We start from the raw sequence: 23,439 nt of genomic DNA, 5'->3' as shown, positions 1-23,439 counted from the left end.
GGGCAGCCTTTTAAAGCTGCCCTTTCTGCAGGAGGTGTCTTAAAGTTAATTTTTCATGATTCTGCTTGTTGACTCCATGCCTTCGCCTACTACTTTGAGGATGTAGACGCCGGATTGTAACTGGTCGAGTTTCAGCTCAAGGCTGTTAACACCTGCATCAAGTTTCAGATCGCTGGTCATGACACGGCGACCGTTGAGGTCGTAAATCGTCATGGTAGCGGCTTGCTCCTCAGGCGCAGTCAGCGTTACTTTTATCACATCGCGGAATGGGTTCGGATAAGCCTGCGTTACCAGCTCACGCACCAGTCCGGCTGCCGACACAGCGATTGTATTGCTGTAGGCAAACTGTCCGTCTGTGTCAACCTGCTTGAGGCGATAGTACACGGTGCCCTGCACCGGCGTGAGGTCGGTGAACTGGTACTTGGTCTCCAGACTGGTGGTGCCCTTACCTTTCACAGTCCCGACTTTCACAAAGCTCCTCGCATCAAGGCTGCGCTCTATCTCAAAGCGGTCGTTGTCGAGTTCAGAAGCCGTGAGCCATTCTAAGTGCGCCTGGTTGTTGCGGACAGTGGCTGTGAAGTAAACGAGCTCTACTGGGAGTGGGATGATGACAGGGGAGTCTTCAAGGATCTCGAGAGTGAGGCTAACATCTGTAACATTACCTACTGCATCTGTCAGACGCACACTGAAAGTATAGATTCCGGTTACAAGTGCTTCTGGATTTTCGCCTACGAAAATATTTCCGTTCTCAGAGTTCATTTCCACCCCAGGAGGAAGCATTGTCCCATTTATTAATACAGCGTTTCGTATACCACCATCAGGGTCAACGGCCGAAGCCAAAATGTCACCCGGTATGTACTCGTCGCGGTACTTAGGCGGAGCGATCACATAAGTAGATGGACAGTTGACGGTAAGTGTGATTTGATCTACTGATGGTTCTGAGGTAGTGCCCCCACAGACAGTAGTTACCGTCCAGGTTATCGTGTATTCGCCAGTGGTTAAGCCAGTCACAGTTGTAGAAGGACTGGTTGGGTTAGTAATAACAGCTCCTCTGGAATCTCCCACAAACTCCCAAAGTCCGGTGCCAGGGTCTGGTGAAACAGCTGCGGTAAGAATTGTTTCGCTGCCGCATACAGTTCTGTCACCGCCGGCATCAGCAACGCCCGGCTCGTTGGCTACTGTTATGCTAGGCTCAGATAGTAATCTTACAGGAGTCATGCAGTTTCCACCCATCACTTCAGCATAGAAAGAGTAAGTGCCGGCTTGAGTAAGTGTACCGGTACTTACAGTTACTACTTGTCCATTTCCGGGTATATCATTAGCTATTTGAGTTGCAACTCCATCAGGTCCTACCCTGAACACATCATATAGGTAAGAGGCATTGTTCTGCGTCGCCAGGAAGATATTGGCAGGTCCGCCTACGCAAACGGCAGTAGTTGGCGTGAAGAACGGTCTGTCAATAGCCGGGCCTGAGATCGTGGCATTATAACGAGCTGCATCTACAAACTCACAATCATTTGACAAGTTTCTGATATAAACGGCATAGTTAGCGTTTGCAGTGATGTTGTTAATGGTAAGCGTAATAGATCCTCCGGTGCCTTCAACTTCTGAACCCACCAAATCACCGGTTGCTTCGTTCAGGAATTGGTATGTAAAGCCTGTTGCTGAGCTTGATAGCTGTACCTGCACGTTCGAACCGGCGCATATGTTATTGCTTAGTGGAATAATTGTATAATCAGTCGGCGGTTGCGGCAGGATAGTTCTGGTAATTGTTTCGTTCAGGATGGCTGAGCAGCTTTCCGGCAGTTCATCCCCAAGGCTGCCTGTCACTCTTCTGGCTCTTATAGAAAGCTCTACAGCCTGTTGAGTAGTAGCTTCGTTCGGGATCGGGCCTGAAGTTATCGTAATCGGTCCGCCAGTTCCCATTACAGAACTACCACTGGTTGTGCCATCAGGCAGGATAATAGTATAGGCTACACCTGTCTCCGAGCCGGCAAGGTTAACGGTAACTGTACCACTGCCTCCACACAGTACATCTTCTGTGTCTGAGGTGACAGTGAAGGTCGTTGTGAGTGGGTTACATTCTACAAAAAGACTTTCGATAGGCTCGCTTTCACATAGTCCTGTGGCGGTTTCGGTTACGGTTACCTCTGCACCAGGGAATAACTCCGAAGAAGAGAATCCAGTCAGGCTCCAGTTGCCATCAGGAGGGATAACTATTGGGGTAAAAGGTGTGCCTCCAATGTATAGCGTCAGTTCAGCGCCACCAGTACCTGTGCCTGTTATCGTGTTGGCTCCTTCCAGAATAGGTCCGTTGATAGTGAGTGCTTCATTAGAAGTCTGTGCTGTGGCTGTTACCGGTTCCGATGGCTCGCTCTCAGAGCTACCAGGTGCAGTGGCCGTGGCCGTAAACGCAGTACCTGCCGGAATTTCGAGGCCTGTTACCCTCCAGAAGCCATTTTCATTCACAGTTCCCGGATCTCCAACTGCCTCATCTCCCACATAAACTTGAATGCTGGTACCTGCAGGCTCTGTGGAAGATCCTGATACAGTTGTAGTAGTGCCACAATAGTCACCTGTTATCACAGGTGGAGCTGACTGGCATGTAGTCACTGCTACTGCTGCAGACTGACCATTGTATACTGATCCAGTTGATGCTCTTGCATACAACCTGTCCCCTTCTGAATAGCCTAAATCACCAGTAAATGTCCAATTGCCATTTGTTCCTGCAGTGACAGTGTAAGCTCGCGAGGTTGTTGTTGTCAAATAAAGCGGCTGATCATTCAGGAAAAGCGTAACAAATGCATTCGGCGCCGCAGTACCGGTTATAGTGGTGGTGGTAGCACAGATTGGAGTAGTTGTGATTGCAGGAGCCTGTCCTGATGGCTGTGCAATTTGACCGTTTCTCACATAAATTGGACTTGATAAGTTGGATATGCAGCCACTGCCAACCTGTTGGGTCGCTGTGTAGGTACCATCAGGTATACAATTGCCTGTGTTGTCGCAAACTATAAATGTCCAACTACCATTTGGGCCTACCGTAGTGGGATTGTTTGTGCTGTTTAGAATTTGTACTCCGTCGCGATATACTCTGATTAACGCACCGGCTTGTCCGGTTCCCACCAAATCTCTGCCTCTTCTTGGTTGGTTTGGTTGGCCTATTGTTGGCGGAGGCGTAGTACAAACCACACCAGTCACCACGACAGTATTTGAAGTCTCTGAGACAGGTCTACCTGCTGCAGTAGCAGTAGCTGTAATCTGGTTGCCTGCTGCGAGTGCTGTGCCTGCAGCCACCGTGAAGGACCAGGTGCCCGCATCTGTGACGGTGGTAGTACCCAGTGCTGTGCCGTTACGCAGTATTGTAATAGTTGTGCCGGCTGGCTCACGGGAAGTTCCTGTTATCGTTGTAGCTGCAGTCGTAATAGGAGAGTTTATAACAGGTGCGAATGTTCTGATTTCACCTACTTCGTCCGCCACCAGGTCGTTGAGGGAAGTAGGAGGGAATGTCCCAATGATATCGCGATAAGCTGCTAGTGCGTCGAAATTATAACTTTGGAAATTGACACCAGCTACATCGGCCACTACACTCAGATCCTGTAGTGCACTTTGCTGGCCCAGGTTTAGTGTGCTGCCTGCCATGCGCATCGGGGTGGCTGCTGTGACCTGTCCGTCAAATGCAGATAACGGCACGTAAAAGTCTACAAAATAGTCGGCATTGCCTCCAGCTGTACTGGCTGCGACGGCACGTTGAGAAAATTGACTGTATATGCCGCTTAGCAAGGTTTGCCTCGAATTCCCATTATGCCGGATAAGGCTCACATCGAAACCTGAAGAGAAAACTACCTCATACTCAAAACCAGGGTTGGTCCCGGTTCCGGCAAAAGTGTTGTCGCTGTCAATGAGAACACTATACCCTCGCTGAGAGGTGGAAGTGCCACCTACCCGCATCCGGAACATTAAATGCTGTCCATTATAAAAGACTTGTAATGGTGCAGGTGAAACAAAATCAGTATGTCCACCCGCTGCCCCTCTTCTGATATCACCGACCGGTTCAGTTGTAAGTGTGGGCATCGGTCGGTAAGGAATCTCACTTACCGCAGGTCCAATATCTGAAGTTCCTGCAAATCCTTCTGGAGTTGTGGAGATATAACCGTCATTGTTTGGGTCCAATATATCTTGTCCACTGTTTATAGCTTCCCGAATAATCAGACCAGGTGTTTGTGCGAGAGCGCTTCCGATCGTTACCACGAATAAGATTAGAGCCAATAAGCTACTCCGCAGTGACGAGACTTGTATATATTTTTTCATAGTTTAGGTAAAAGTTTGTTATAGCAAGTACTCTGTTAAAGTGTAATTAATACAATTGTTAATAGATCAAATTGGGCAGTCGATACCTTATGATCACTATTAGATTGTATTGGGTTATACGTTCCTGTGCTACAAAACTTTAGTGTGCAATTGGACTAAAATATGAAAGGTGTGCTGATGTGAATTGTATTATAAAGCTGGTATATACCTATAATTTTATCTAGTTATATACAGACAATCAGTAGCTTCCTGTGTTATGGACGTTTTTGCTGAAAGGGGAATGGGGAGTACTAACACTGTAAGAGAAGGAGATTGAATTTGAGGAAAAAACAGTGCAATTTTATTGAAGCAGTGTAAAAGCTTGCAGAGCGGAAATGTACAATAATTGCACTATATAGGGCGAGTAAATATAGGCAATAGAAGTAGGAACAAGAATTTAAAAAAACCTTGATTTTCTAGACCACTGAAAGCACTAAACAGGCAGCGTTTCCACCGAAGCCAGCTGCATTGACCATGATGCGGCGCAGGCGGGCAACAGGTGGGGTTGTGAGTAAGGTAGGATAGTCAGGGTATATGACCTGTTGAGACTGTAACAGATGCAGCGCGTACTGGAGACTTAAAGCTCCGGAGGCTCCTAAGGTATGGCCAATCAGATGCTTGTTGGTGGTCAGGCAGGGCATGCTCTCTCCAAACAGTGCCTTTATAGCGGCCAGTTCGGCACTGTCTCCTGACTTTGTTCCGGGAGAATGGGTAATGATTGCATCCACTGTTCGGTTTTCCTGAAGGAGTTGAAGCAGGGCATGCCGCATTGCTTGTTGAAAATTTACTCCCTCGGCTGAAATCCCTGTTTTGCTACGGATCTTCTCAAAACCAAATCCAATAGCCTCGATTATCACATCACCCTTATTAAGTTGAGTTGCCGGTGCTTTTTCCAGTGCCAGTACGGCGGCTCCTTCACCCAGCACAAAGGTATTTTGAGCGGATGTGCCGAAAGGCTGGCAGGGAAACGGATGTGTAAAGAGCCTGGAGTAAATTCCTACAGCCTTCATCTGAGCGATCGTGAAATCAGTAAGAGGCGCCTCGGTGCCGCCTGCCAGAAAGCGACTGGCCATACCTGCTCGTAGCCAGGCAACTCCGTTGGCAACGGCCATAAGCGCTGTGCTACAGGTGATGGAGTGACTGATTTGCGCGCCACCGGCATTCACGGCATGCCCTACCCAGCTTGAGAGATTACCCAGGGTGGTGGTAGGAGAGGATGAGGAGGAAAGTTGTCCTTGCTGAAAAGCGTCGTAGTGGTGCTCAAACAAGCCGGTTGCTCCTCTGGAAGAGCCAATGTTCACTGCCAGATCTTCTTCCTGATGAGTGGCATCCCCGTTAAGCCAGCCAGCCTGTGTGGCGGCCTGTGTTGCAGCAAAAATTGCCAGATGCACAGAGCGGTCTAGTTGGCGGTAGGCTGGGTTTGTAGCGACAAGTGCCTGCAATGCTGCCTCTGCCGTGTCGGGGAGGGATGCCACAGGGGTGGGCTGTCCCTGGTGCTGCATTGTGGTAATTGCAGGTTTGCCTGAGAGGTAGCCTTGTGAGATCGATTCACTGTCGGAACCCAACGATGAAACAGCGCCACAGCCCCTGATAACGATATGTTCTTTTGCAGATTCCAAATCAGCCGCAAAGGTAGAAGAATTTAAGCTTAATCGTGCAGCGTGGTTTTGGTAGGCGGCTCAAAATAACGATTCCCAGTGATGAGCTCCTGCATACCTTGTATCGCCTGGTATACCTGGTCTAGCTGCTTGTCAGTAATGCAGTAGGGCGGTATGACATAAATGATGTTGCCGAGCGGACGCAGGATAACGCCTTGCTCCAGGGCAAAGCTATAAAGTGTGTCGCCGAGTTTGTTGAAGTAGGAAGTGCCGTCCGCCTCAAATTCAACAGCCAGGATAGTGCCCTGCTGCCTCACCTCCGCTACCTTTGGCAAGGACCTGAACAGTTCTGCAAAAGCTGCGTGGCGCTGACTAATGCGGGCGATCTGCTGCTGGGTTTCTTCCTGCAGGAGCAAGTCCATGCTGGCCAGACCTGCGGCGCAGGCTACCGGGTTGCCGGTATAGCTGTGCCCGTGAAACAGGGTCTTGCGCTTGTCGTCGCTCAGGAAAGCTTCATAGATTTTTTCGTTGCAGGAAGTGGCGCCTAAAGCCATGGTTCCGCCAGTTAATCCTTTGGAGAGGGTAACCATATCGGGCTGCTGCTGCAGGTAATCGCTGGCGAAGGTGCGGCCGGTGCGGCCGAAGCCTGTCATCACTTCATCGGCAATGGTCAGGATCCCGTGCTGCTGACAGATATTTAAAAGCTGGTCCAGAACTTCCGGGGTATACATAATCATACCTGCCGTACCGAGCACCAGCGGCTCATAGATAAAAGCAGCTATGTCTCCGGCATGGGTATAGGCTTCCAGCTGCTTTATCGTTTCTTCCTCCTGTCCAGGTATAGGCACATCAATAAAGCAGACCTCAAACAAATATGACCAGAAGGGTGCCGTGAAGGCGCTACGTGCACTCACCGCCATTGCCCCGAAGGTATCGCCGTGATAGCTGTTGCGGAAAGCGATGATTTTACGCTTCGGTATACCCTTGTTCTGCCAGTACTGGATCGCCATTTTGAGTGCGACTTCCACCGCCGTCGAGCCATTGTCAGAATAAAAAATGCGTCTCTGACCTTGGGGGAGTATTTGAAGCAGTCGCTCAGCAAAGGTAACAGCAGCAGGATGGGTGAAGCCGGCGAAGATCACGTGCTCCAGCGTCTGCAACTGTTCGGCTACCTTTTGCGCGATGTAAGGATGCGCATGCCCGTGCAGGTTCACCCACCACGAAGCTACGGCATCGATGTAAGTCTTTCCATCCTCGGCATACAACAGCGCTCCCTCGCCCCGGACGATCGGTATAGGGAGGGCAGCGGTTTTCATCTGGGTGTACGGATGCCAGATCACTTGCTGGTCGCGGTTGGCTAGGTTATCGGAAGCTGACATAATAAAGGGAAAAGCTATGGTGCGAAAGTATGAAAGGCTGGGGGATTTGCCTATGGATTGCTCTGGAAAAAGCGCTTAAGCAGCTTTTTGCCCCTGCTGAGAATGGCAGGCGAACCATCTTTCATCAGGAACTCGATTTGGGCCTTCAGTTCGTCTTTCACCCAGGGAAACTCGGCCTGTAGGTATACCAGTATGTCCAGGCAATTGACTCTTACCGCAACGGGTGTAACTGGTTTGATCAACCACTCAAACACCGTTTCCACCACCACCTCGTGGTCAGGTATAGCACGCCACGCCACCTTGTAAATGGGCTTGGCCTCCGGGTTGGTGCAGCACATCAGTATTTTGGTGAAGTGCCGCTGGCAGCTCAGGTTGTGCTGCTCGGGTAGCTGCCAGATAAATTCCGGGAGGTGGGGCACGAATTGCTTTGGGAAGACATACGCCACATGCTCCAGCACCCAAGCCGCCCGAAAGGCAACGGCCGGGTTTTGCTTCAGAAAACACAGGGACAAAAGATCCTGAACTGACAGTTTGCCTGAGTTGACCCGCGCTGCTGTTTCCTGTACCTGTACTTTGCCAAGCGGGTGAATTAAAACCTGCAACAGTTCTTCTGCGTTCATGTGCCCTATCTGAAATTAATGCTTCCGATGAAGCCCTCCCAGATTAAAAAGAAACCCTTGCCTGCAGACATAATGACGACGCATGAACTGGTGCTGTTTCTGGTTAAAACCTGGAAAGAGGATGTCGTTTAGTAGAGTTTAATCAATAGGCTTTCAGGTTGTTTATCCTTTGTTATACAGGCTTACAGGTATGGCGTAAAATTCCTAGCGTACTCAGCAACAGCCTCCTGGCAGAAATCGGCTTCCTGACGGATAGATGGTAGCCGGCGCAAACCGGTATACTTAATGATGAAGTCCTCAGAAGTCTGGTTCTCCTCACCATTGAAGATAATGCCTGCCACCGGAACCTTGCGGTAACGCAGTACCTCCGCTGTGAGCAGGGTATGGTTGATCGAGCCCAAGTAATTTCTGGAAACAAGAATAACCTCCAGTCCCAATTGCTGCACCAGGTCCAACACGAGGTAGCGCTTGTTCAGGGGCACCATCAGGCCGCCGGCTCCCTCTACGATCAGGTTGTTCTCCGTCTCCGGCAGCTTCAGTCCGTGCACATCGATCTCGATGCCTTCAGCCGCTGCTGCTTTGTGCGGAGAGGCGGCCATCTTCAGACGGTATGCTTCCGGGTGAAATACAGACTTTTCGTTTGAAACCAGACTCTTAACCATGTCTGTGTCGGTAAAGTCAAGGCCGCCCGCCTGCACGGGTTTCCAGTAGTCGGCCTGCAGGGCTTCGGTAAGTATGGCTGCGGCAACTGTTTTGCCAACGTCCGTTCCGATGCCTGTTACAAAATATCTTTTCATGTACCTTTCGCTATGGCCTGCACGAGGCCGTCAATTTCTTCTTCACTATTATAGGCATGCACGATCACGCGGAGCCGCTCTGTACCGGCGGGCACAGTAGGAGGCAGCACGGGGCGTACATCAAATCCAGCTTGTTGCAGGGCAGCCGCCAGCGCCTTAAGTTGCTGTGGCTGTTGCGGGAAAACAGACAGGATCACACTGTCTTCCGGGGTGCAGCGTATGCCGCTAAGTTTGTTCAGTTTCTGGTACAGTCGGTTCGCTAATTGCTGCACGCGCTTGCGCTCTTGCGAGAGTTCGGGCAACAGGGTATAAGCACACTTCAGGACCACCAGCGCATGCGTCGGCAGACCTGTGGTATAAATAAATGCTCTACTATAATTAATCAAAAAGTCACGCAGCACCTTTGGACCCACCACAGCAGCTCCGTGGCTGCCCATGGCTTTGCCATAGGTGATGACCTGTGCAAATACCTGATTCTGTAGCCCAAGGGCCACGGTCAGGCCTTCGCCTTTCTCGCCATACAAGCCCACCGCATGGGCTTCGTCCACAATTAAAGCGGCTTCCTGCTCCTGGCATACCTGGGCCAGTTCCCGCAGGGGAGCCTGGTCGCCATCCATGGAGTAAACTGACTCCACTACCACGTATACCTGCCCCGTGGCGTGCTTCAGCTTTTGCCGCAGATCATCCACGCTGTTATGCCGGAAGGAGTACGTTTTAGCAAAGCTCAGGCGCATACCGTCTTTCATGGAAGCATGACAGGCTTCGTCATAAAACACGGTGTCGCCACGCTGCGGCAAGGCTGACAGCAGCCCCACGTTAGCTGTATAACCGGAGTTGAAAAGTAACGCCGCTTCCCCCTTGTGGTAGGACGCAATGATACCTTCCAGCTCTTCGAAAAGGCCGTGGTTGCCGGATAGCAGTCGGGAGCCCGTTGCCCCCAATGGTAAATGTCTATAGTGCTCCTCTTCCTTGTGGATAAGTGCCCGCAATTTCTCACTGCGAGCAAGGCCGAGGTAATCGTTGGAGCAGAAGTCAATAAGTCCTGCGGTGGTTTTGAGCGTGCGCAAAGTATCCTGCGCCTCCCGTTCCTCCAGCTTCTGCTGTAGTTTATTTGTTAATGGACTAGTAGACAAAGGAATTTTTGACAAAGGACAACCAATTATATGTGTTCCTTAAAATAAGAAAAGTCTTTTGTCTTATGTTGAATAATCTTTTGCCAATCAATGATTAGCAAACGTGCTGCGGCTCTTCTTTAAACGACTTGCGTGGCGTCAGGCCTAACAGGTCGAACATCGCTTTATCCGCGTCAAAATCCGGGTTAGGAGTCGTCAAAAGCTTCTCGCCTGTGAAGATAGAGTTGGCACCGGCCAGGAAGCAAAGGGCCTGATCAGTTACACTCATGCGCTCACGGCCAGCTGAAAGGCGTACCATGGTTTTCGGCATTAGGATACGCGCCGTCGCGATCATGCGCACCATTTCCCAAACCGTAACAAGCGGCTGGTTTTCAAGCGGCGTTCCCTTTACCGGTACCAGCGCATTCACCGGAACTGACTCTGGGTGCTGCACCAGGGTAGACAAGGTATGAAGCATGCCAATGCGGTCTTCGTCTGTTTCGCCCAAGCCGATGATGCCACCAGAGCAAACGGATATACCTGCTTTGCGCACGTTCTCGATCGTGTCTAGGCGGTCGCCGTAGGTACGGGTCGTGATGATGTTTGAGTAGTTCTCTTCTGATGTGTCGAGGTTGTGGTTATAGGCATAAAGACCAGCTTCTTTCAGCTTCTCGGCCTGGTACTCATTCACCATACCCAAAGTACAGCAAACTTCCAGACCCATCTGGTTCACACCCTTCACCATGTCAAGCACCTTGTCGAAGTCGCGGTTGTCGCGCACCTCGCGCCAGGCGGCACCCATGCAGAAACGGGTAGAACCGCCGTCTTTGGCACGCTGGGCAGCCGTGAGCACCTGCTCCTGGCTCAACAGCTTGTGCACATCCACACCCGTATGGAAACGGGCAGCCTGCGGACAGTAAGAACAGTCTTCGGGACAACCACCGGTTTTTACTGACAATAAGGTACATACCTGTACCTCACCAGTAGCCTGGTACTGCTTATGTACATTGGCTGCTTCTACAATCAGTTCCAACACCGGTTTATAGTAGATCGCTTTGATCTCCTCCAGTGTCCAGTCGTTACGTATGGCTGCGTTTAGTCCGTCTTGCGTCATGTTTATCAGGTTTGGATTACGAAGATAATTTGAAGATTTAGGAATAAAAAATCAAGGTTGGGGGTATGTTCAGTGGATAACTTGTTAACTATTTAAGCATGTGTACTATTTCTGTGGAAAAAATGGTTTGTTAATTTGTTGGGAAGCAGCTTTTGGTAGGATTGCGGCTCCCATAGTCTGTGGAAATGAAGTTGAGGCTCGGCTTGTTTTAGGGTGGCCTCAGGCTTTGTACAGGGCAACAGAAGAAGAGGTTTTGGGGTATACCTGAATCTGTAAATTGTACCGATCTCTTCCCTATTGTTGAAATATGCATTTGACCTCTACTTCCCCTACCACCACCCCCTTATTGCTTTCACCTGATAACGTGCTTAGGAAGCTTGCTATAATAATTTTCGTGCTGCTGCTGGCTGATATAGCCGGGATTGTACTGGACAGTGTTTTGCACTACGAATCAAGGTTGACACGGATATTGATGTATTATTTTACTTTCAACGGCGAGAGTAACATACCCGCTTTTTTCTCTTCGGTGATGTTGTTAGCGGCTAGTGGACTCCTCTTTCTTGTTCACCGCCAACATAAGCACTCCGTACAGGAAACCAATACCCGTCACTGGTTTATATTGGGGTGTATCTTCCTGTTTATGGCCATCGATGAGAACACGCAGATACACGAGCGGGTGGCGGATTTTGTGCGTCCGCGTCTGGCAATCGACCTGTCGGGTATGCTGCATTGGGCTTGGGTGGTGCCCTATGGCGTGCTCACGTTGGCGGTGGTGGCTTATTTTATCGGCTTTGTGCTTCGTCTGCCCGCTTATACCCGTAATCTGATCCTGCTGTCGGGGGCGCTGTTTGTGGGCGGCGCGCTCGGGCTGGAGTTTTTTGAAGGCTACCTGTACAAGCGCTACGGGCTTGACCACCTGTACAACCGCATCCTCTACTGCCTGGAAGAGCTGATGGAAATGTCAGGGGTAGCGCTGTTTATCTATGCGCTGCTCGACTACCTGACAAGATATGACACCCAGGTCATTATTGCTCCTAAAGACAGAGACGTATAATATGTGTACCTTTGCCGGCGCGCGGGCAAGTTGCCCGGCACTCTATACCTGAATCTATGTCATTCTCCTCACTAGGCCTTTCGGCACCACTGCTGCGTTCCATTCAAGAACAAGGCTATACCGCTCCCTACCCTATACAGACGCAGGCTATACCTGCCATCCTGAGAGGGAAGGACCTGCTGGGTATAGCCCAGACGGGATCCGGCAAGACGGCTAGTTTCGCGCTGCCAATTCTGGAGCTATACCAGCAGAAGCAGGCCGGCCGCAACCGCTATGTGCGCGCACTGGTGCTGGTGCCGACACGCGAACTGGCGGTGCAGATCGAAGAGGTGTTCAGAGCTTTCGGTAAAGGGTTGGAAAGACCGGTGAAGACACAGGCCGTATATGGCGGAATTTCCATCAACCCCCAGATGATGAAACTGAGCGGCACGGATGTGCTTGTTGCAACACCCGGCCGACTGCTCGACCTGATCGAACATAAAGCCGTGCACCTATCGGAGGTGGAAACGCTGGTGCTGGACGAGGCTGACAAGATGCTGAATCTGGGTTTTCAGGAGGAGGTAAACAAACTACTCGCCATGTTACCGGCAAGAAGGCAGAACCTCTTGTTCTCGGCCACACTGAGCCAGGATGTGGAGGACCTGATCAGCAAACTCCTGACCAACCCGGTGCGGGTAACTGTGCAGGAGGAGGCCACGGTGCCGGAACTGATCAGGCAGGTAGCCTACCAGGTAGATCCTGAGAAGAAAGGGCCGCTGCTGCGTTACCTGATCCGGCAGCACGACATGCAGCAGGTGCTGGTGTTTGCTTCGTCCATCCGCACGGCTGATAATGTGGTAGGTAAACTCAAAAAGCATGGAGTAGAAGCCGCTGCTTTTCACGGTGACAGAAGCCAGGGCGGCAGAACAGAGGCGCTTCGTCAGTTCAAGGCTGGCAAGCTTCGTGTGCTGGTCGCCACCGACCTGGCCTCACGAGGTATAGACATCAAGTTCCTGCCCTATGTGATCAATTACGAATTGCCGCGCTCCCCAAAAGACTATGTGCACCGCATCGGCCGCACCGGCCGCGCCGAAGCCTCCGGCGAAGCCATTTCGCTGATAACACCAGAAGATGCACATCACTTCAAGATCATCCAGAAGAAAATGGGAGTAAAAGTAGAGGTGCTTCCAACCGACGAAATCGATCTGCAGGGGCAGTAAGGTATAATCTACTGCCCATCTGTATAACGCGAGCGGCCTCGCTCGGAATGTAATTCGGGGCGAGGCCGCTCGCGTTATTTATTAAGCGTACTAGCTCTTCTTGAGCAAATGACTCAGGTCGCCGGTCCGGAACCAGCGATAGCCGTAGGCATCGAGCGTAATGTAGTGTTTGCCCTTCTCGTCAGCTTCGCTTTCGTAGTTAACCATCAGGTCGACCAACTTTCGCTCTTTTTCTTTTTGACCGTTTTGCTTTTGCTTTAAGTCTAAAATTACCTCGTGCGCTTTTTCATCGAAGTTGTGCAGGATGATCAGAGAGCTGCCTTGCCAGCTGTAATGCATGCAGAGTACCTTCGGTTTATTCGTTTTCAGAATTTGCCAATCGCCAAAGCCAATCTCGGTACACTCCTGCCGCAGGCGAATCAGGGCAGTCATCCAGTTGAGGAGTGAATCGGGCTCGCGGCGCTGGTTCTCTACATTCACATGGTGATAAGAGTAAGGGCCTTTGTCGATGACAGGATGCACCAGTTTATTGGCTGTAGAGAAACCCGCCTGGTGGTCATCGGTCCATTGCATTGGTGTGCGCACGGCGTCCCGTTCATTGAGGCTCAGGTCATCCCCCATACCTATTTCATCGCCATAGCGGATAACTGGAGTGCCTGGCAAAGAAAACATCAGGCTATAAGCTAACTCACTTTGCTGGCGGTTGCCCAGCATAGTAGAAAGGCGACGGCGGATGCCCCGATCGTAAAGCTGCATGTCTTTATCCGGGGCGAAGCGGGCAAAGACCTTTTCACGCTGTTCATCGGTTAGGCGACCCAGGTCCAGTTCGTCGTGGTTGCGCAGGAAGTGGGCCCACTGCACCGTAGCCATGTGGGTGCGTGTTTCTTCCAGGGCCTCCACCAAAGGCTCTATTTCACCGGTTGCTAAGGCGTAAAACAGATGCTGGTTCACATAAAAGTTGAACATCATCTGAATGCCATCCCCTTTATCACCGAAGTATTTTTTAGTTTCTTCGGGTAGTACGTTAGCTTCGCCCAGTAGAATGGCATCACCACGCCGCCACTGCAGAAAGCGTCGCATGTCGCGCAGGTAATCAAAGTTGAGTTCATGGTTATCTGAACCCGGTACTGGCGACTCGATCATAAAAGGCACAGCATCAACCCTGAAGCCACATACCCCTAATTGCAGCCAAAAGCCCATGATGCGCTGAATCTCTTCACGTACCTTGGGGTTGTCCATGTTAAGATCGGGCTGAAATTCGTAGAAGCGGTGGAAGTACCAGGACTTCGCCTTCTTGTCGTAGGTCCAGGTAGATTCCTGCACCCCCGGGAACACCATGCCCTCATCCCAGTCAGAAGGCTTCTTTTTAGACCACACATACCAGTCGCGGTGCTCGGCGTCTTCGCTGCTGCGGGCATCCTGAAACCAGGGGTGCTGGTCAGAGGTATGGTTCACCACCAGGTCGATGATGACCTTGATGCCACGCTTATTGGCCTGGTGCATGAACTCTACAAAGTCGCCGCTGGAGCCGTGCCGTTGATCGACACCGTAGTAATCGTACACATCGTAACCATTGTCCTTGTTGGGGGAAGGTTGGAATGGGGCCAGCCAAACACAGTCGATGCCCATGGCGTTGAGGTAATCGAGGCGACGGGCAAGTCCTGCAAAGTCGCCTACGCCGTCGCCGTTCAGGTCCATGAACGTTTCGAGATCGAGGCTGTAGATGATAGCATTTTTGTACCAGAGCTCTTCAAGCATAGTGAATCGGTTTTGGTTGGTAAAACTTGATTCGTCTATACGGGAGAAAGCTTGTGAAAGTCGGAGGGAAGCGAGAAAGGAGCTTAGAAGTATTATGCCTTACTTTTAGTCAGCCAGTCGTTGTAGCGCATTTCAAACTTGACTTCGGAGCCAGCATGTATACCTGTTTCCCGCCAGCCTTGCCGGCGGTAAAAAGCTTCGGCTCTGGTGCCAGGGTCTGTGCCTAGCCAGATCGGTTCTTTCGTCTGCTGAAAATACCAGTCGAGCATGATACGGTGCAGTTGCTTGCCTATACCTTGACCTTCAAATTCAGGTAGCATAAACAACGCCCATACGTTGTGCTCCTGCAGGTCAACGATCGAGAAACCAACCACCTGACCATCAACTTCGCATACCCATCCTTTGCCGCGCTCAGTCAGGTATAACGCGCAGAGTTCGTCCGTCACCAAAGTCGGGTCGGAAAGGATATTCTCTTTTACAGAGTGACGGATGATCTGGAGTAGAGGTATGTCGGAGGTTGTGGCTTCGCGGAAGCGCATGGTGTAAACTAGGTTAGTCAGTCAGGAAGATCCAATTGGTGTTAAGCTGTCAGTTTAACTAAATGAAATTTACTTTGATTGTATACTTATATCTTCGCAAGGTGTCATGTCTCTGATGTAGAAGATTCCATCGAACATTTCGGTCCATATTGCTATACCATGTTGTTGTCCGTGTCCTTTCATCGGGAAGTACTCAGAGAAAGAGGGGTTTTCTTTTCTAAAGCGCTTGAAGTCGATAAAGGCGTATGCATGCTTGTCATCTATCCATGTCTCAAAACTATTTTTCAAAGGCTTCAGGACGCGGGTGTTTTTCGGTTGTCCAACTCGCTTGAATTCCCCAGATTTTGAGGAGAATCCCATCACATAGGTTTGTGCATTGCGGAGGCTGTCACTTGTAAAAACGGTGCCCATCCAATCGTGCGCATATTGTTTGTGTTTTAATGCTGTATTTGCATTCTTCATGATGTGCGCATTGGCAGCCCATACGATTATTTTGGCATCAGGATACTTTACATCTGCCAACCAACGTAGGTTATCCGCCATCTGCCTGTCTCGTATTTCTCCAGACTTTCGGTTATCCCCCATCACAGCAAGTTGCTTGGCATGTGTTTGCAAATTTTTAATCAGCATGTACTCAAAGGAGTCTTTCTCTTTGCCGCTAAGTTGAGATAGTACCTTCTCCGCCATTGCATCAAATTGGATAAGTGGCGCTTTCTCTGCCGTCATTTTCCTGCGAGAATGTGGGTGCACCAACGCTTGCACCGCTGGCTTAAATGAAGAAGCATATTCTTTTTCATTTACATAAGGAATGTTCAGCCGCTGCAGGTAGCGATCCAGGTTAAGGGCCAGGCTATCGATGGTATACCTAAATACTAACTGATTGTCGAACCCAGCTAATTCTAAGGGAGTGTTGGTTTGATAGGTGGAGGGAATGTAATTGTTGAGTAAATCGCCGCATTGGGCACATAAACTCCAAATGCCGAACAGGTTTTGCTGCAGAAAATGCTTTACGGGCTGTTGTGTTTTCGGTACTTCCTCCCACCCCTTCGTCAAACTATAGAAATCGTTTTCGAAAGCCAGAACAGTAAACCCCTTTTTCTCGTGGAGGTACTTCACAAGCCTTGACTTTGCCTGCATGGTGGCGCCGTCCCCGTGGTCCTGTTCGCCGAGCATTACAACCCGGGCATCACCTATCGCTTTTCCTATTTCTTCCAGGTCAGCATCGTTGGCGTAATTAGCTTCTATAGATTGAATAGGTATGGTGTGTGACCATACATATTCTTTGATTGCTTCCTGACCGAAAGCCTGACATGACAGAATAACCAAAAGTGATAGCAGGAAATGCTTTTTCATCGAGGTGGAGCTGGCTTGGATTTATAGCTAAAGATAGGAAGATTTAAATAAGTGCTGAACCGCTAAAAACAAAAAATCCCCCACTTTCTCAAGCGGGGGATTTTGCTATACCTGTTTTTATACCTTACTTCTCCTTCTCTTCCACAACCTCACCGTTCCGGTAGAGGCGGGTCTTGTATACCTTGCCTTCGTCGTTGTGGTACTTCCAGGTACCGGTGGCTCTGTTGTTGCGGTGCTGACCGGTTACTTCTACTTTGCCGTCTTCGAAGTACTGCTTGTAAGGACCGAAGCGCAGACCGTCTTTGTAGCTGGTCTCCGACTTGAGCTTGCCGCTTTCATAGAACTCCTGACTGCTCACGATTTTGCCATCGCCTTTGCCATAAGTATACTTGGCCTTTGCCTGACCATTTTCATAGTAAACAATGCGCTCCCCGGTCAGCTTGTTAGCGTTATAGGTTTCAGCTAATTCTACCTTCTTGCCCGGAGCGTCATAGTAGGTTTTCCAGCTGCCGCTGCGCAGTTTGTTTTTGTATTGCTCCTCGGCTTTTATGTTGCCGGAAGGGTAGTAGGTTGTGATCTTGCGGTCGTCGCCGTTGTTACTATACTGTCCTTCTTCTTTTAGTTTCCCCTCTTCAAAGTATACCTGTGAAAGACCCTGTATCTGCCCGTTGCGGTAGTTGATCATGCTGCGCAGGTTGCCGTTCTCGAAGTATGATTTAGAAGGCCCGTGCATTTTACCAGACACGAAACTTCCCTCGGTGCTCAGTTTGCCGCTGCGGTAGTAGCTCTTGAAAGTGCCGTTGCGCTGACCAGCCACATTGATCACTTCGGTTTCGAGCTGGCCATTGTCGAAATAGGTCTTGTAAGAGCCTTCCAGCATACCATTGCGGTAAGTGGCTTCCGTCTCCAAATTGCCGTTGTCGAAGTAGGTTTTGGCCGGACCGTTCTGCTGGCTGTTCTTGTAAGTGATCTCTGATTTCAGTTTTCCGTTCGGGTAAAACTCCCGCACCAGCCCCTCAGGGAAGCCGTTTACAAAAGAGGTCTCCTTACGTACCTTGCCATCGGCATAAAAAGTCTTGAATACGTCGCTCTGCTGGTCCTTATCGTAGCTGCCTTCCTGTAGCAGACGGCCGTCCGGATGGAAAGCCTTGAAAGGTCCCTGTTTCTGATCCTGCACGTAGGTTACCTGCATGCGGGGCTGTCCGTTCTGGTAGAACTCCGTGAACACGCTGTCCTTTTTGCCCTCCACAAATTTGGCGAAGGCTTCCCGCTCACCGGTAGGATAGTAGCGGTTATAGTAGCCCACAATGGCTGAGTCAGGTGTCATGTAATATACCTCCTTCACGGTGGTCATGGACTCGTCGTGGTAAGTCACCACTTTGCGTTGGGTCTGTCCATAAGCCACAGCGCTGAAGAGCAAAGCAGCCGGTAAAATTGAAAGGAATTTCGACATGGGTACTTTATCTGTCTGGTAATTTTATACTTAGCAGCACAATCAGTTCAAAACGAAAAAAGTGCCTTTTTCTCGTTTAATTCTAATGCATAGCTATTTTTTGGTGATCTCTTTTGCCACTAATTTCATAAACGGGTCGGTATCCCGCACGTATTGCTGCGCCAGTTCAACCGCCTTGGCACGGTTTACTTTGTTCAGGCTCAGTAAGGCGCGTCTTACCACATACTTGTCTTCGCTGTTGATCAGCTGCAGGAGCATCTTCTCGCGACCTTCCACTTCTACACTTCCAAGCAATTCGGCCATTTGCCACCTGGCCTGCGGTTGGTCAGAAAAAACAGCCTTCCGTACAAACCGCAATGGGGTTTCCAGCTTCTCCTCTACACTTTTCAGCACTACACCCGCTTCGTTGTCAATGGCCAGCGCATATACCAGCAGTTGCGCCAGATCATGGTTGAACTCCTGATTCAGTTGCTCCAGCGCATCGTTGGCTGCTTTGTAGAGTGCGTCCCATCCGGGATATTCGGCTTCCCACTCGCCTAAGCCTCTGTTTTCATTATAAGTATCGGGCGTCATACCGGCCCATTCCCAGAACTTTGCTAGCTCGTTTTCTAATGACATAAGCGATTCAAATTGGATAAACACCAAAAGTATGGCAAACAGTTTAATCTGCAGGCCAAGGTATAAAAAAGAAGCCTTACGAAATAACGTAAGGCTTCCTGCAAAAAATATACCGCAAAGCGGAGATTACATTTTCTCGATAACCAGGGCAGAGGCACCGCCGCCACCGTTGCAGATACCGGTCACACCGATCTTGCCACCTTTTTTGTCAAGCACGTTGCACAGGGTGGCCACGATACGAGCTCCGGAAGCACCAAGTGGGTGGCCCAGGGATACAGCACCACCGAATACGTTCACGTTGCCGCCTTCAAGACCAAGTTTCTGGTTGTTGGCAATCGACACTACCGAGAAGGCCTCGTTGATTTCGTAGAAGTCAACTTCCTCAGGCGATACACCGGCGTTTTTCAGCGCCTTAGGTATAGCCAGTGATGGGGTTGTTGTGAACCAGATCGGATCCTGCTCCGCGTCAGCGAAACCACGGATCTTCGCGATTGGCTTCAAACCCAGCTCCTCAGCTTTCTCTTTGCTCATCAGCAAAAGGGCAGCAGCACCGTCGTTCAGGGTAGAGGCGTTGGCAGCTGTTACTGTGCCTGCTTTGTCAAAAACAGGACGCAGACCAGCCATTTTTTCGAAGTTCACTTTCTTATATTCTTCGTCTTCCGATACCACGATCGGGTCTTTGCCGCGCTGCGGAATCTCTACCGGCACGATCTCGTCTTTCAGCAGACCGGCCTCAGCGGCTGCGGCTACTTTCTTATAAGACTGTGTCGCGTACTCGTCCTGCATCTCGCGGGTGATCTTCATTTCACGGGCTGTGTTCTCAGCCGCGTTGCCCATATGGAAGTCGTTGTACACATCCCACAGACCGTCTTTCATCAGGCCGTCGACCATCTGACCATGACCCAACTTCGCACCGAAGCGCGCTTTGTCGAGGTAGTAAGGCACGTTAGACATGCTCTCCATACCGCCTGCCACGATGATGTCTTTGTGACCCAGCATGATAGCCTGCGCCGCAAACATGATCGCCTTTGTTCCGGAGGCACATACCTTGTTCACTGTCGTACATTCTACTTCGTAACCCAGACCCGCCTTCACGGCAGCCTGACGGGCCGGCGCCTGGCCTACGTTGGCCGACAGCACGTTACCCATGATCACTTCCTGTACCAGGCTTTTGTCAACACCGGCTTTTTCCAGTGCACCTTTGATAGCGGCTGCACCCAGTTCCGTGGCAGAAAGGCTGGCCAGAGCGCCGCCAAAGCTACCGATTGGGGTGCGCACAGCCGAAATAATATATACTTCCTTCGTTTGCATAAGATTGTGTCTAATAGTTTTATAGTGTGAAATTATCAGGATTCAGGTTGAAAACCAAACAATCGTTAGGTAAATGGCGGCTTTTGTAGCTTAATGGTTTAATTGCTAAATTGTTAAGCTTCCCATTCAGGAGCTGGCGGCATGCACATGCAGCGGCGGAACTATCTGCCTTTAAACCTTCCTTATAAAGTGAGCTCTAAAGGTATAACGGCCACAGCCGCAAAATAATTTGTACATTTAGAAAACCAATCAAAACCGCTAACCAATAGCCAAACCTTTTACAATGAAGAAATTCTTATTGTTGATGGCATTGTTTGGAGCCGGACTCAGTCAGGCGCAGGCACAGCAAGCCACCAAAAAACCACTCACCCACGACGTGTACGACAGCTGGAAAGGCGTAGGCGGCGACAAGCTCTCCAACAACGGCCAATACGTGCTTTTTAACGTCGATCCGCAGGAAGGCGATGGCGCCCTCTACATCCGAAACTATGCCACCAAGGCCACGCGTGAGTTCTCCCGTGGCACCAAGGCGGAGTTTACGAACGACAGTCGCTATGCTGTGTTCCAGATCAAGCCGGAATATAACAAGGTGCGTGCGCTCAAGCTGAAGAAGAAGAAAGGCGATGACCTGCCGAAGGATTCGCTGGCCATTGTGACGCTGGAGAACATGAACGTGGTAAAAGTGCCGCGCGTGAAGTCTTTTAAACTGCCAAAGGAGGGAAATAACTGGGTAGCCTACCAGCTTGAGAAACCACTTCCGGCGAAAAAAGAGGCCGCCAAGAAAGAGGAGCCGAAAACTGAGCCCGCTTTACCTGAGGCGCCAAAAACCGAACCTGCCAAGACAGCCGCAGCAAAGCCAGCTGCTAAGCCAAAGCAGAAGAAGTCGGAAGGTACGGAGCTGGTACTGCGTAACCTGCAAACGGGACAGGAGCAGCGCTTCGACCGGGTGGTGGATTACATGTTCTCCGAGAAGGGCAACATGCTCTACTTCGTGAAGGATGAACTCGACTCGCTGCACACGGCCGGGGTATACGCCTTCAGCACGATCGACATGAAGGCAATGCCGATCGACACAGGTAAAGTGACTTACAAAGGCATCAGCACTGACAAAGCTGGTGAGCAACTGGCCTATGTGGCGACAACCGACTCAACAGGGGCGGAGATACGCTACTTTAACCTATACCATTGGAACAAGAAAGACAACAAAGCGGTGACGCTGGCTGATACGGTTACCAAAGGTATGCCAGCTGCCTGGATGGTGAGCGAGCACGGCAATCTGCGCTTCTCAGAAGACGGTCGTCGCCTGTTCTTCGGCACCTTCCCGCGCCCGACCCGCTTTGAAAAAGACACCACCAAACTCGACGAGGAGAAGGTGAGTCTCGACATCTGGGGTTACAAAGATCCGCTGATCCAGCCGATGCAGCTCAAGCAACTGAGCCTTGACCAGAAGCGCTCATTCCTGGCCCTATATGATCTGCGCGGCAGAAAAATGCAGCAGCTGGCCACCCTCGAAATGCCCGACGTATACCTGGACGCTTACGGTCAGGCAGACGTGGCCCTGGCAGTGAGTGACGAAAAGTATAAAGTGACGATTGGGTATGATACGCCAACCCGAAAGGATGCCTACCTGATCGACCTGAAAAAGGGAACATCAAAGCAGATTCTGAAAGAAACAAGAGGCTATCCACGTCTGTCGCCACAGGGGCAATACGTGTACTGGTACGAACCTACCGACAGCAGCTGGCACGCGATGAATACCAAGGGCGGTGCCAATATCAACCTGACCAAAGGTATAGGCCAGGCTTTCTATGAAGAGGATAACGACGTGCCGGCACTGCCTGGCTCTTATGGTGCAGCAGGCTGGATAGAAAAGGACAATGCCTTTCTGGTGTACGATCGGTTCGATATCTGGAAGCTGGACCCAAGCGGTAAGAAAGCCCCTGAGAACCTGACCGACAAGTATGGCCGTAACAACAAGCTTCGCCTGCGCTACGAGCAGCTTGATAGCGAGGAGAAATTTATACCTGCCGATGCGACGCTATACCTGAGCGCCTTTAACCTGACGGATAAGTCAGCCGGTTTCTTCCGCGACCATGTGAGCAAAACTGCGCAGCCTGAAAAACTGGTGATGACACCGCATGGCTATACCTCATTGCGCAAAGCCAAGAACAGCGACCGCACTACGTTCCGCCGCGGCTCTTTCCGTGAGTACAACGACCTCTATACCTCTGACCTGAGCTTTGCCAATGTAGAGAAACTGAGCGATGCCAATCCGCAGATGAAGGACTACCTATGGGGCAGTGTGGAGCTCGTGAGCTGGAAATCGACGGATGGATTGCCTTTAGAAGGCCTGCTGTACAAGCCGGAGAACTTTGACCCGAAAAAGAAATACCCGATGCTGGTATACTTTTACGAGCGCTCTTCTGACGGTATACACAACCACCGTGTACCGGCTCCAAGCGCTTCTACCATCAACATCCCATACTTTGTAAGCAACGACTACCTCGTGTTCGTACCAGACATTGTGTATACCGAAGGCTATCCGGGTGAGAGCGCCATGGACTGCATCATACCGGGTGTGCAAAGTATCGTAGCACAGGGTTTCGTGGATGACAAGAACATGGCCTTGCAGGGGCAGAGCTGGGGCGGTTACCAGATCGCCTATATGGTGACCCGCACCAATATGTTCAAGGCGGCGATGGCCGGAGCGCCGGTGTCCAACATGACAAGCGCATACGGTGGTATCCGCTGGGGAACGGGCCTGAGCCGCCAGTTCCAGTACGAGCGTACACAGAGCCGCATTGGTGGTACGCTGTGGGAGAAACCGATACAGTTCATCGAGAACTCTCCGCTCTTCTTCGCGGACCGTGTAAAGACGCCACTCCTGATCATGCACAACGACCAGGATGGGGCTGTGCCTTGGTACCAGGGTATCGAATTCTTTATGGCGCTGCGCCGACTCGAGAAGCCGGTATGGATGCTCGTGTATAACGGCGAAGACCACAACCTGATGCAGCGTAAGAACCGCAAAGACCTGTCGGTGCGTATGTCGCAGTTCTTTGACCACTACCTGAAAGGCGCCCCGGCGCCTAAGTGGATGGACCAGGGCGTGCCGACCTTGCTGAAGGGCAAAGACTATGGTTTTGAACTGACAGAGCCGCAGGTTTCTTCTGCACCAAAAGAGTAA

The 23,439-nt window shown here is 50.7% G+C and carries 16 protein-coding genes; 3 read left to right on the top strand and 13 right to left on the bottom strand.

Annotated features, from left to right (window positions below):
- Positions 1-45 precede the first annotated feature (45 nt).
- From AC5FXQ_RS00290 to bioB, 7 genes are all read right to left on the bottom strand, one after another.
- Positions 46-4,071 carry a T9SS type A sorting domain-containing protein gene (locus AC5FXQ_RS00290; RefSeq protein ID WP_493600514.1) on the bottom strand — a complete coding sequence of 1,342 codons (4,026 nt, stop codon included), beginning with the start codon at positions 4,069-4,071 and terminating at the stop codon, positions 46-48.
- 692 nt (positions 4,072-4,763) lie between these two features.
- Positions 4,764-5,966, bottom strand: coding sequence for a beta-ketoacyl synthase N-terminal-like domain-containing protein (locus AC5FXQ_RS00285; RefSeq protein ID WP_493600513.1), 1,203 nt, complete (start codon positions 5,964-5,966; stop codon positions 4,764-4,766).
- Positions 5,967-5,995: 29 nt separating this feature from the next.
- Positions 5,996-7,324: an adenosylmethionine--8-amino-7-oxononanoate transaminase gene (gene bioA, locus AC5FXQ_RS00280; protein WP_493600512.1), complete on the bottom strand. Its 1,329-nt coding sequence runs from the start codon at positions 7,322-7,324 to the stop codon at positions 5,996-5,998.
- A 50-nt stretch (positions 7,325-7,374) separates the two neighbouring features.
- Entirely contained in the window at positions 7,375-7,944 is a 570-nt protein-coding gene (locus AC5FXQ_RS00275) for a HEAT-like fold family protein (RefSeq protein ID WP_493600511.1), read from the bottom strand.
- A 182-nt stretch (positions 7,945-8,126) separates the two neighbouring features.
- Complete coding sequence (gene bioD / locus AC5FXQ_RS00270) at positions 8,127-8,741, bottom strand: dethiobiotin synthase (protein ID WP_493600510.1); 615 nt, start codon at positions 8,739-8,741, stop codon at positions 8,127-8,129.
- Entirely contained in the window at positions 8,738-9,889 is a 1,152-nt protein-coding gene (locus AC5FXQ_RS00265) for an aminotransferase class I/II-fold pyridoxal phosphate-dependent enzyme (RefSeq protein WP_493600509.1), read from the bottom strand. Before AC5FXQ_RS00265 ends, bioD begins: the two co-directional genes overlap by 4 nt.
- Before the next feature lie 79 nt (positions 9,890-9,968).
- Positions 9,969-10,967, bottom strand: a complete 999-nt coding sequence (gene bioB, locus AC5FXQ_RS00260; RefSeq protein WP_493600508.1) for a biotin synthase BioB — start codon at positions 10,965-10,967, stop codon at positions 9,969-9,971.
- Positions 10,968-11,274: 307 nt separating this feature from the next.
- On the opposite strand from bioB, the gene AC5FXQ_RS00255 reads away from it, so the two are divergent.
- Positions 11,275-12,021 (top strand): DUF8692 domain-containing protein, encoded by a 747-nt coding sequence (locus AC5FXQ_RS00255; RefSeq protein ID WP_493600507.1) that lies wholly within the window; start codon positions 11,275-11,277, stop codon positions 12,019-12,021.
- 56 nt (positions 12,022-12,077) lie between these two features.
- Complete coding sequence (locus tag AC5FXQ_RS00250) at positions 12,078-13,220, top strand: DEAD/DEAH box helicase (protein WP_493600506.1); 1,143 nt, start codon at positions 12,078-12,080, stop codon at positions 13,218-13,220.
- 90 nt (positions 13,221-13,310) lie between these two features.
- Here AC5FXQ_RS00250 and AC5FXQ_RS00245 read toward each other — a convergent pair whose 3' ends face one another.
- The 6 genes from AC5FXQ_RS00245 to AC5FXQ_RS00220 form a co-directional block, all read right to left on the bottom strand.
- Positions 13,311-14,978, bottom strand: coding sequence for an alpha-amylase family protein (locus AC5FXQ_RS00245; RefSeq protein ID WP_493600505.1), 1,668 nt, complete (start codon positions 14,976-14,978; stop codon positions 13,311-13,313).
- Positions 14,979-15,070: 92 nt separating this feature from the next.
- Positions 15,071-15,517 carry a GNAT family N-acetyltransferase gene (locus AC5FXQ_RS00240; RefSeq protein WP_493600504.1) on the bottom strand — a complete coding sequence of 149 codons (447 nt, stop codon included), beginning with the start codon at positions 15,515-15,517 and terminating at the stop codon, positions 15,071-15,073.
- Between the two features lie 69 nt (positions 15,518-15,586).
- Positions 15,587-16,870 carry an erythromycin esterase family protein gene (locus AC5FXQ_RS00235; RefSeq protein WP_493600503.1) on the bottom strand — a complete coding sequence of 428 codons (1,284 nt, stop codon included), beginning with the start codon at positions 16,868-16,870 and terminating at the stop codon, positions 15,587-15,589.
- A gap of 124 nt (positions 16,871-16,994) precedes the next feature.
- Complete coding sequence (locus AC5FXQ_RS00230; RefSeq protein ID WP_493600502.1) at positions 16,995-18,323, bottom strand: toxin-antitoxin system YwqK family antitoxin; 1,329 nt, start codon at positions 18,321-18,323, stop codon at positions 16,995-16,997.
- Positions 18,324-18,416: 93 nt separating this feature from the next.
- Positions 18,417-18,941, bottom strand: coding sequence for a HEAT repeat domain-containing protein (locus AC5FXQ_RS00225; protein WP_493600501.1), 525 nt, complete (start codon positions 18,939-18,941; stop codon positions 18,417-18,419).
- A 126-nt stretch (positions 18,942-19,067) separates the two neighbouring features.
- Positions 19,068-20,252: an acetyl-CoA C-acyltransferase gene (locus AC5FXQ_RS00220; protein ID WP_493600500.1), complete on the bottom strand. Its 1,185-nt coding sequence runs from the start codon at positions 20,250-20,252 to the stop codon at positions 19,068-19,070.
- 283 nt (positions 20,253-20,535) lie between these two features.
- On the opposite strand from AC5FXQ_RS00220, the gene AC5FXQ_RS00215 reads away from it, so the two are divergent.
- Positions 20,536-23,439 (top strand): S9 family peptidase, encoded by a 2,904-nt coding sequence (locus AC5FXQ_RS00215; protein ID WP_493600499.1) that lies wholly within the window; start codon positions 20,536-20,538, stop codon positions 23,437-23,439.

The sequence above is a fragment of the Pontibacter sp. LHS1 genome (genome assembly GCF_058932855.1).
This window is presented reverse-complemented; position numbering and strand designations above follow the sequence as displayed.

What these genes read in the sequence shown, in the direction of transcription:
- AC5FXQ_RS00290 (WP_493600514.1), bottom strand. Translation starts at nt 4,071, where the DNA reads ATGCCCACACTTACAACTGAACCGGTCGGTGATATCAGAAGAGGGGCA.
- bioA (WP_493600512.1), bottom strand. Translation starts at nt 7,324, where the DNA reads ATGTCAGCTTCCGATAACCTAGCCAACCGCGACCAGCAAGTGATCTGG.
- AC5FXQ_RS00275 (WP_493600511.1), bottom strand. Translation starts at nt 7,944, where the DNA reads ATGAACGCAGAAGAACTGTTGCAGGTTTTAATTCACCCGCTTGGCAAA.
- bioD (WP_493600510.1), bottom strand. Translation starts at nt 8,741, where the DNA reads ATGAAAAGATATTTTGTAACAGGCATCGGAACGGACGTTGGCAAAACA.
- bioB (WP_493600508.1), bottom strand. Translation starts at nt 10,967, where the DNA reads ATGACGCAAGACGGACTAAACGCAGCCATACGTAACGACTGGACACTG.
- AC5FXQ_RS00255 (WP_493600507.1), top strand. Translation starts at nt 11,275, where the DNA reads ATGCATTTGACCTCTACTTCCCCTACCACCACCCCCTTATTGCTTTCA.
- AC5FXQ_RS00250 (WP_493600506.1), top strand. Translation starts at nt 12,078, where the DNA reads ATGTCATTCTCCTCACTAGGCCTTTCGGCACCACTGCTGCGTTCCATT.
- AC5FXQ_RS00245 (WP_493600505.1), bottom strand. Translation starts at nt 14,978, where the DNA reads ATGCTTGAAGAGCTCTGGTACAAAAATGCTATCATCTACAGCCTCGAT.
- AC5FXQ_RS00240 (WP_493600504.1), bottom strand. Translation starts at nt 15,517, where the DNA reads ATGCGCTTCCGCGAAGCCACAACCTCCGACATACCTCTACTCCAGATC.
- AC5FXQ_RS00235 (WP_493600503.1), bottom strand. Translation starts at nt 16,870, where the DNA reads ATGAAAAAGCATTTCCTGCTATCACTTTTGGTTATTCTGTCATGTCAG.
- AC5FXQ_RS00230 (WP_493600502.1), bottom strand. Translation starts at nt 18,323, where the DNA reads ATGTCGAAATTCCTTTCAATTTTACCGGCTGCTTTGCTCTTCAGCGCT.
- AC5FXQ_RS00225 (WP_493600501.1), bottom strand. Translation starts at nt 18,941, where the DNA reads ATGTCATTAGAAAACGAGCTAGCAAAGTTCTGGGAATGGGCCGGTATG.
- AC5FXQ_RS00220 (WP_493600500.1), bottom strand. Translation starts at nt 20,252, where the DNA reads ATGCAAACGAAGGAAGTATATATTATTTCGGCTGTGCGCACCCCAATC.
- AC5FXQ_RS00215 (WP_493600499.1), top strand. Translation starts at nt 20,536, where the DNA reads ATGAAGAAATTCTTATTGTTGATGGCATTGTTTGGAGCCGGACTCAGT.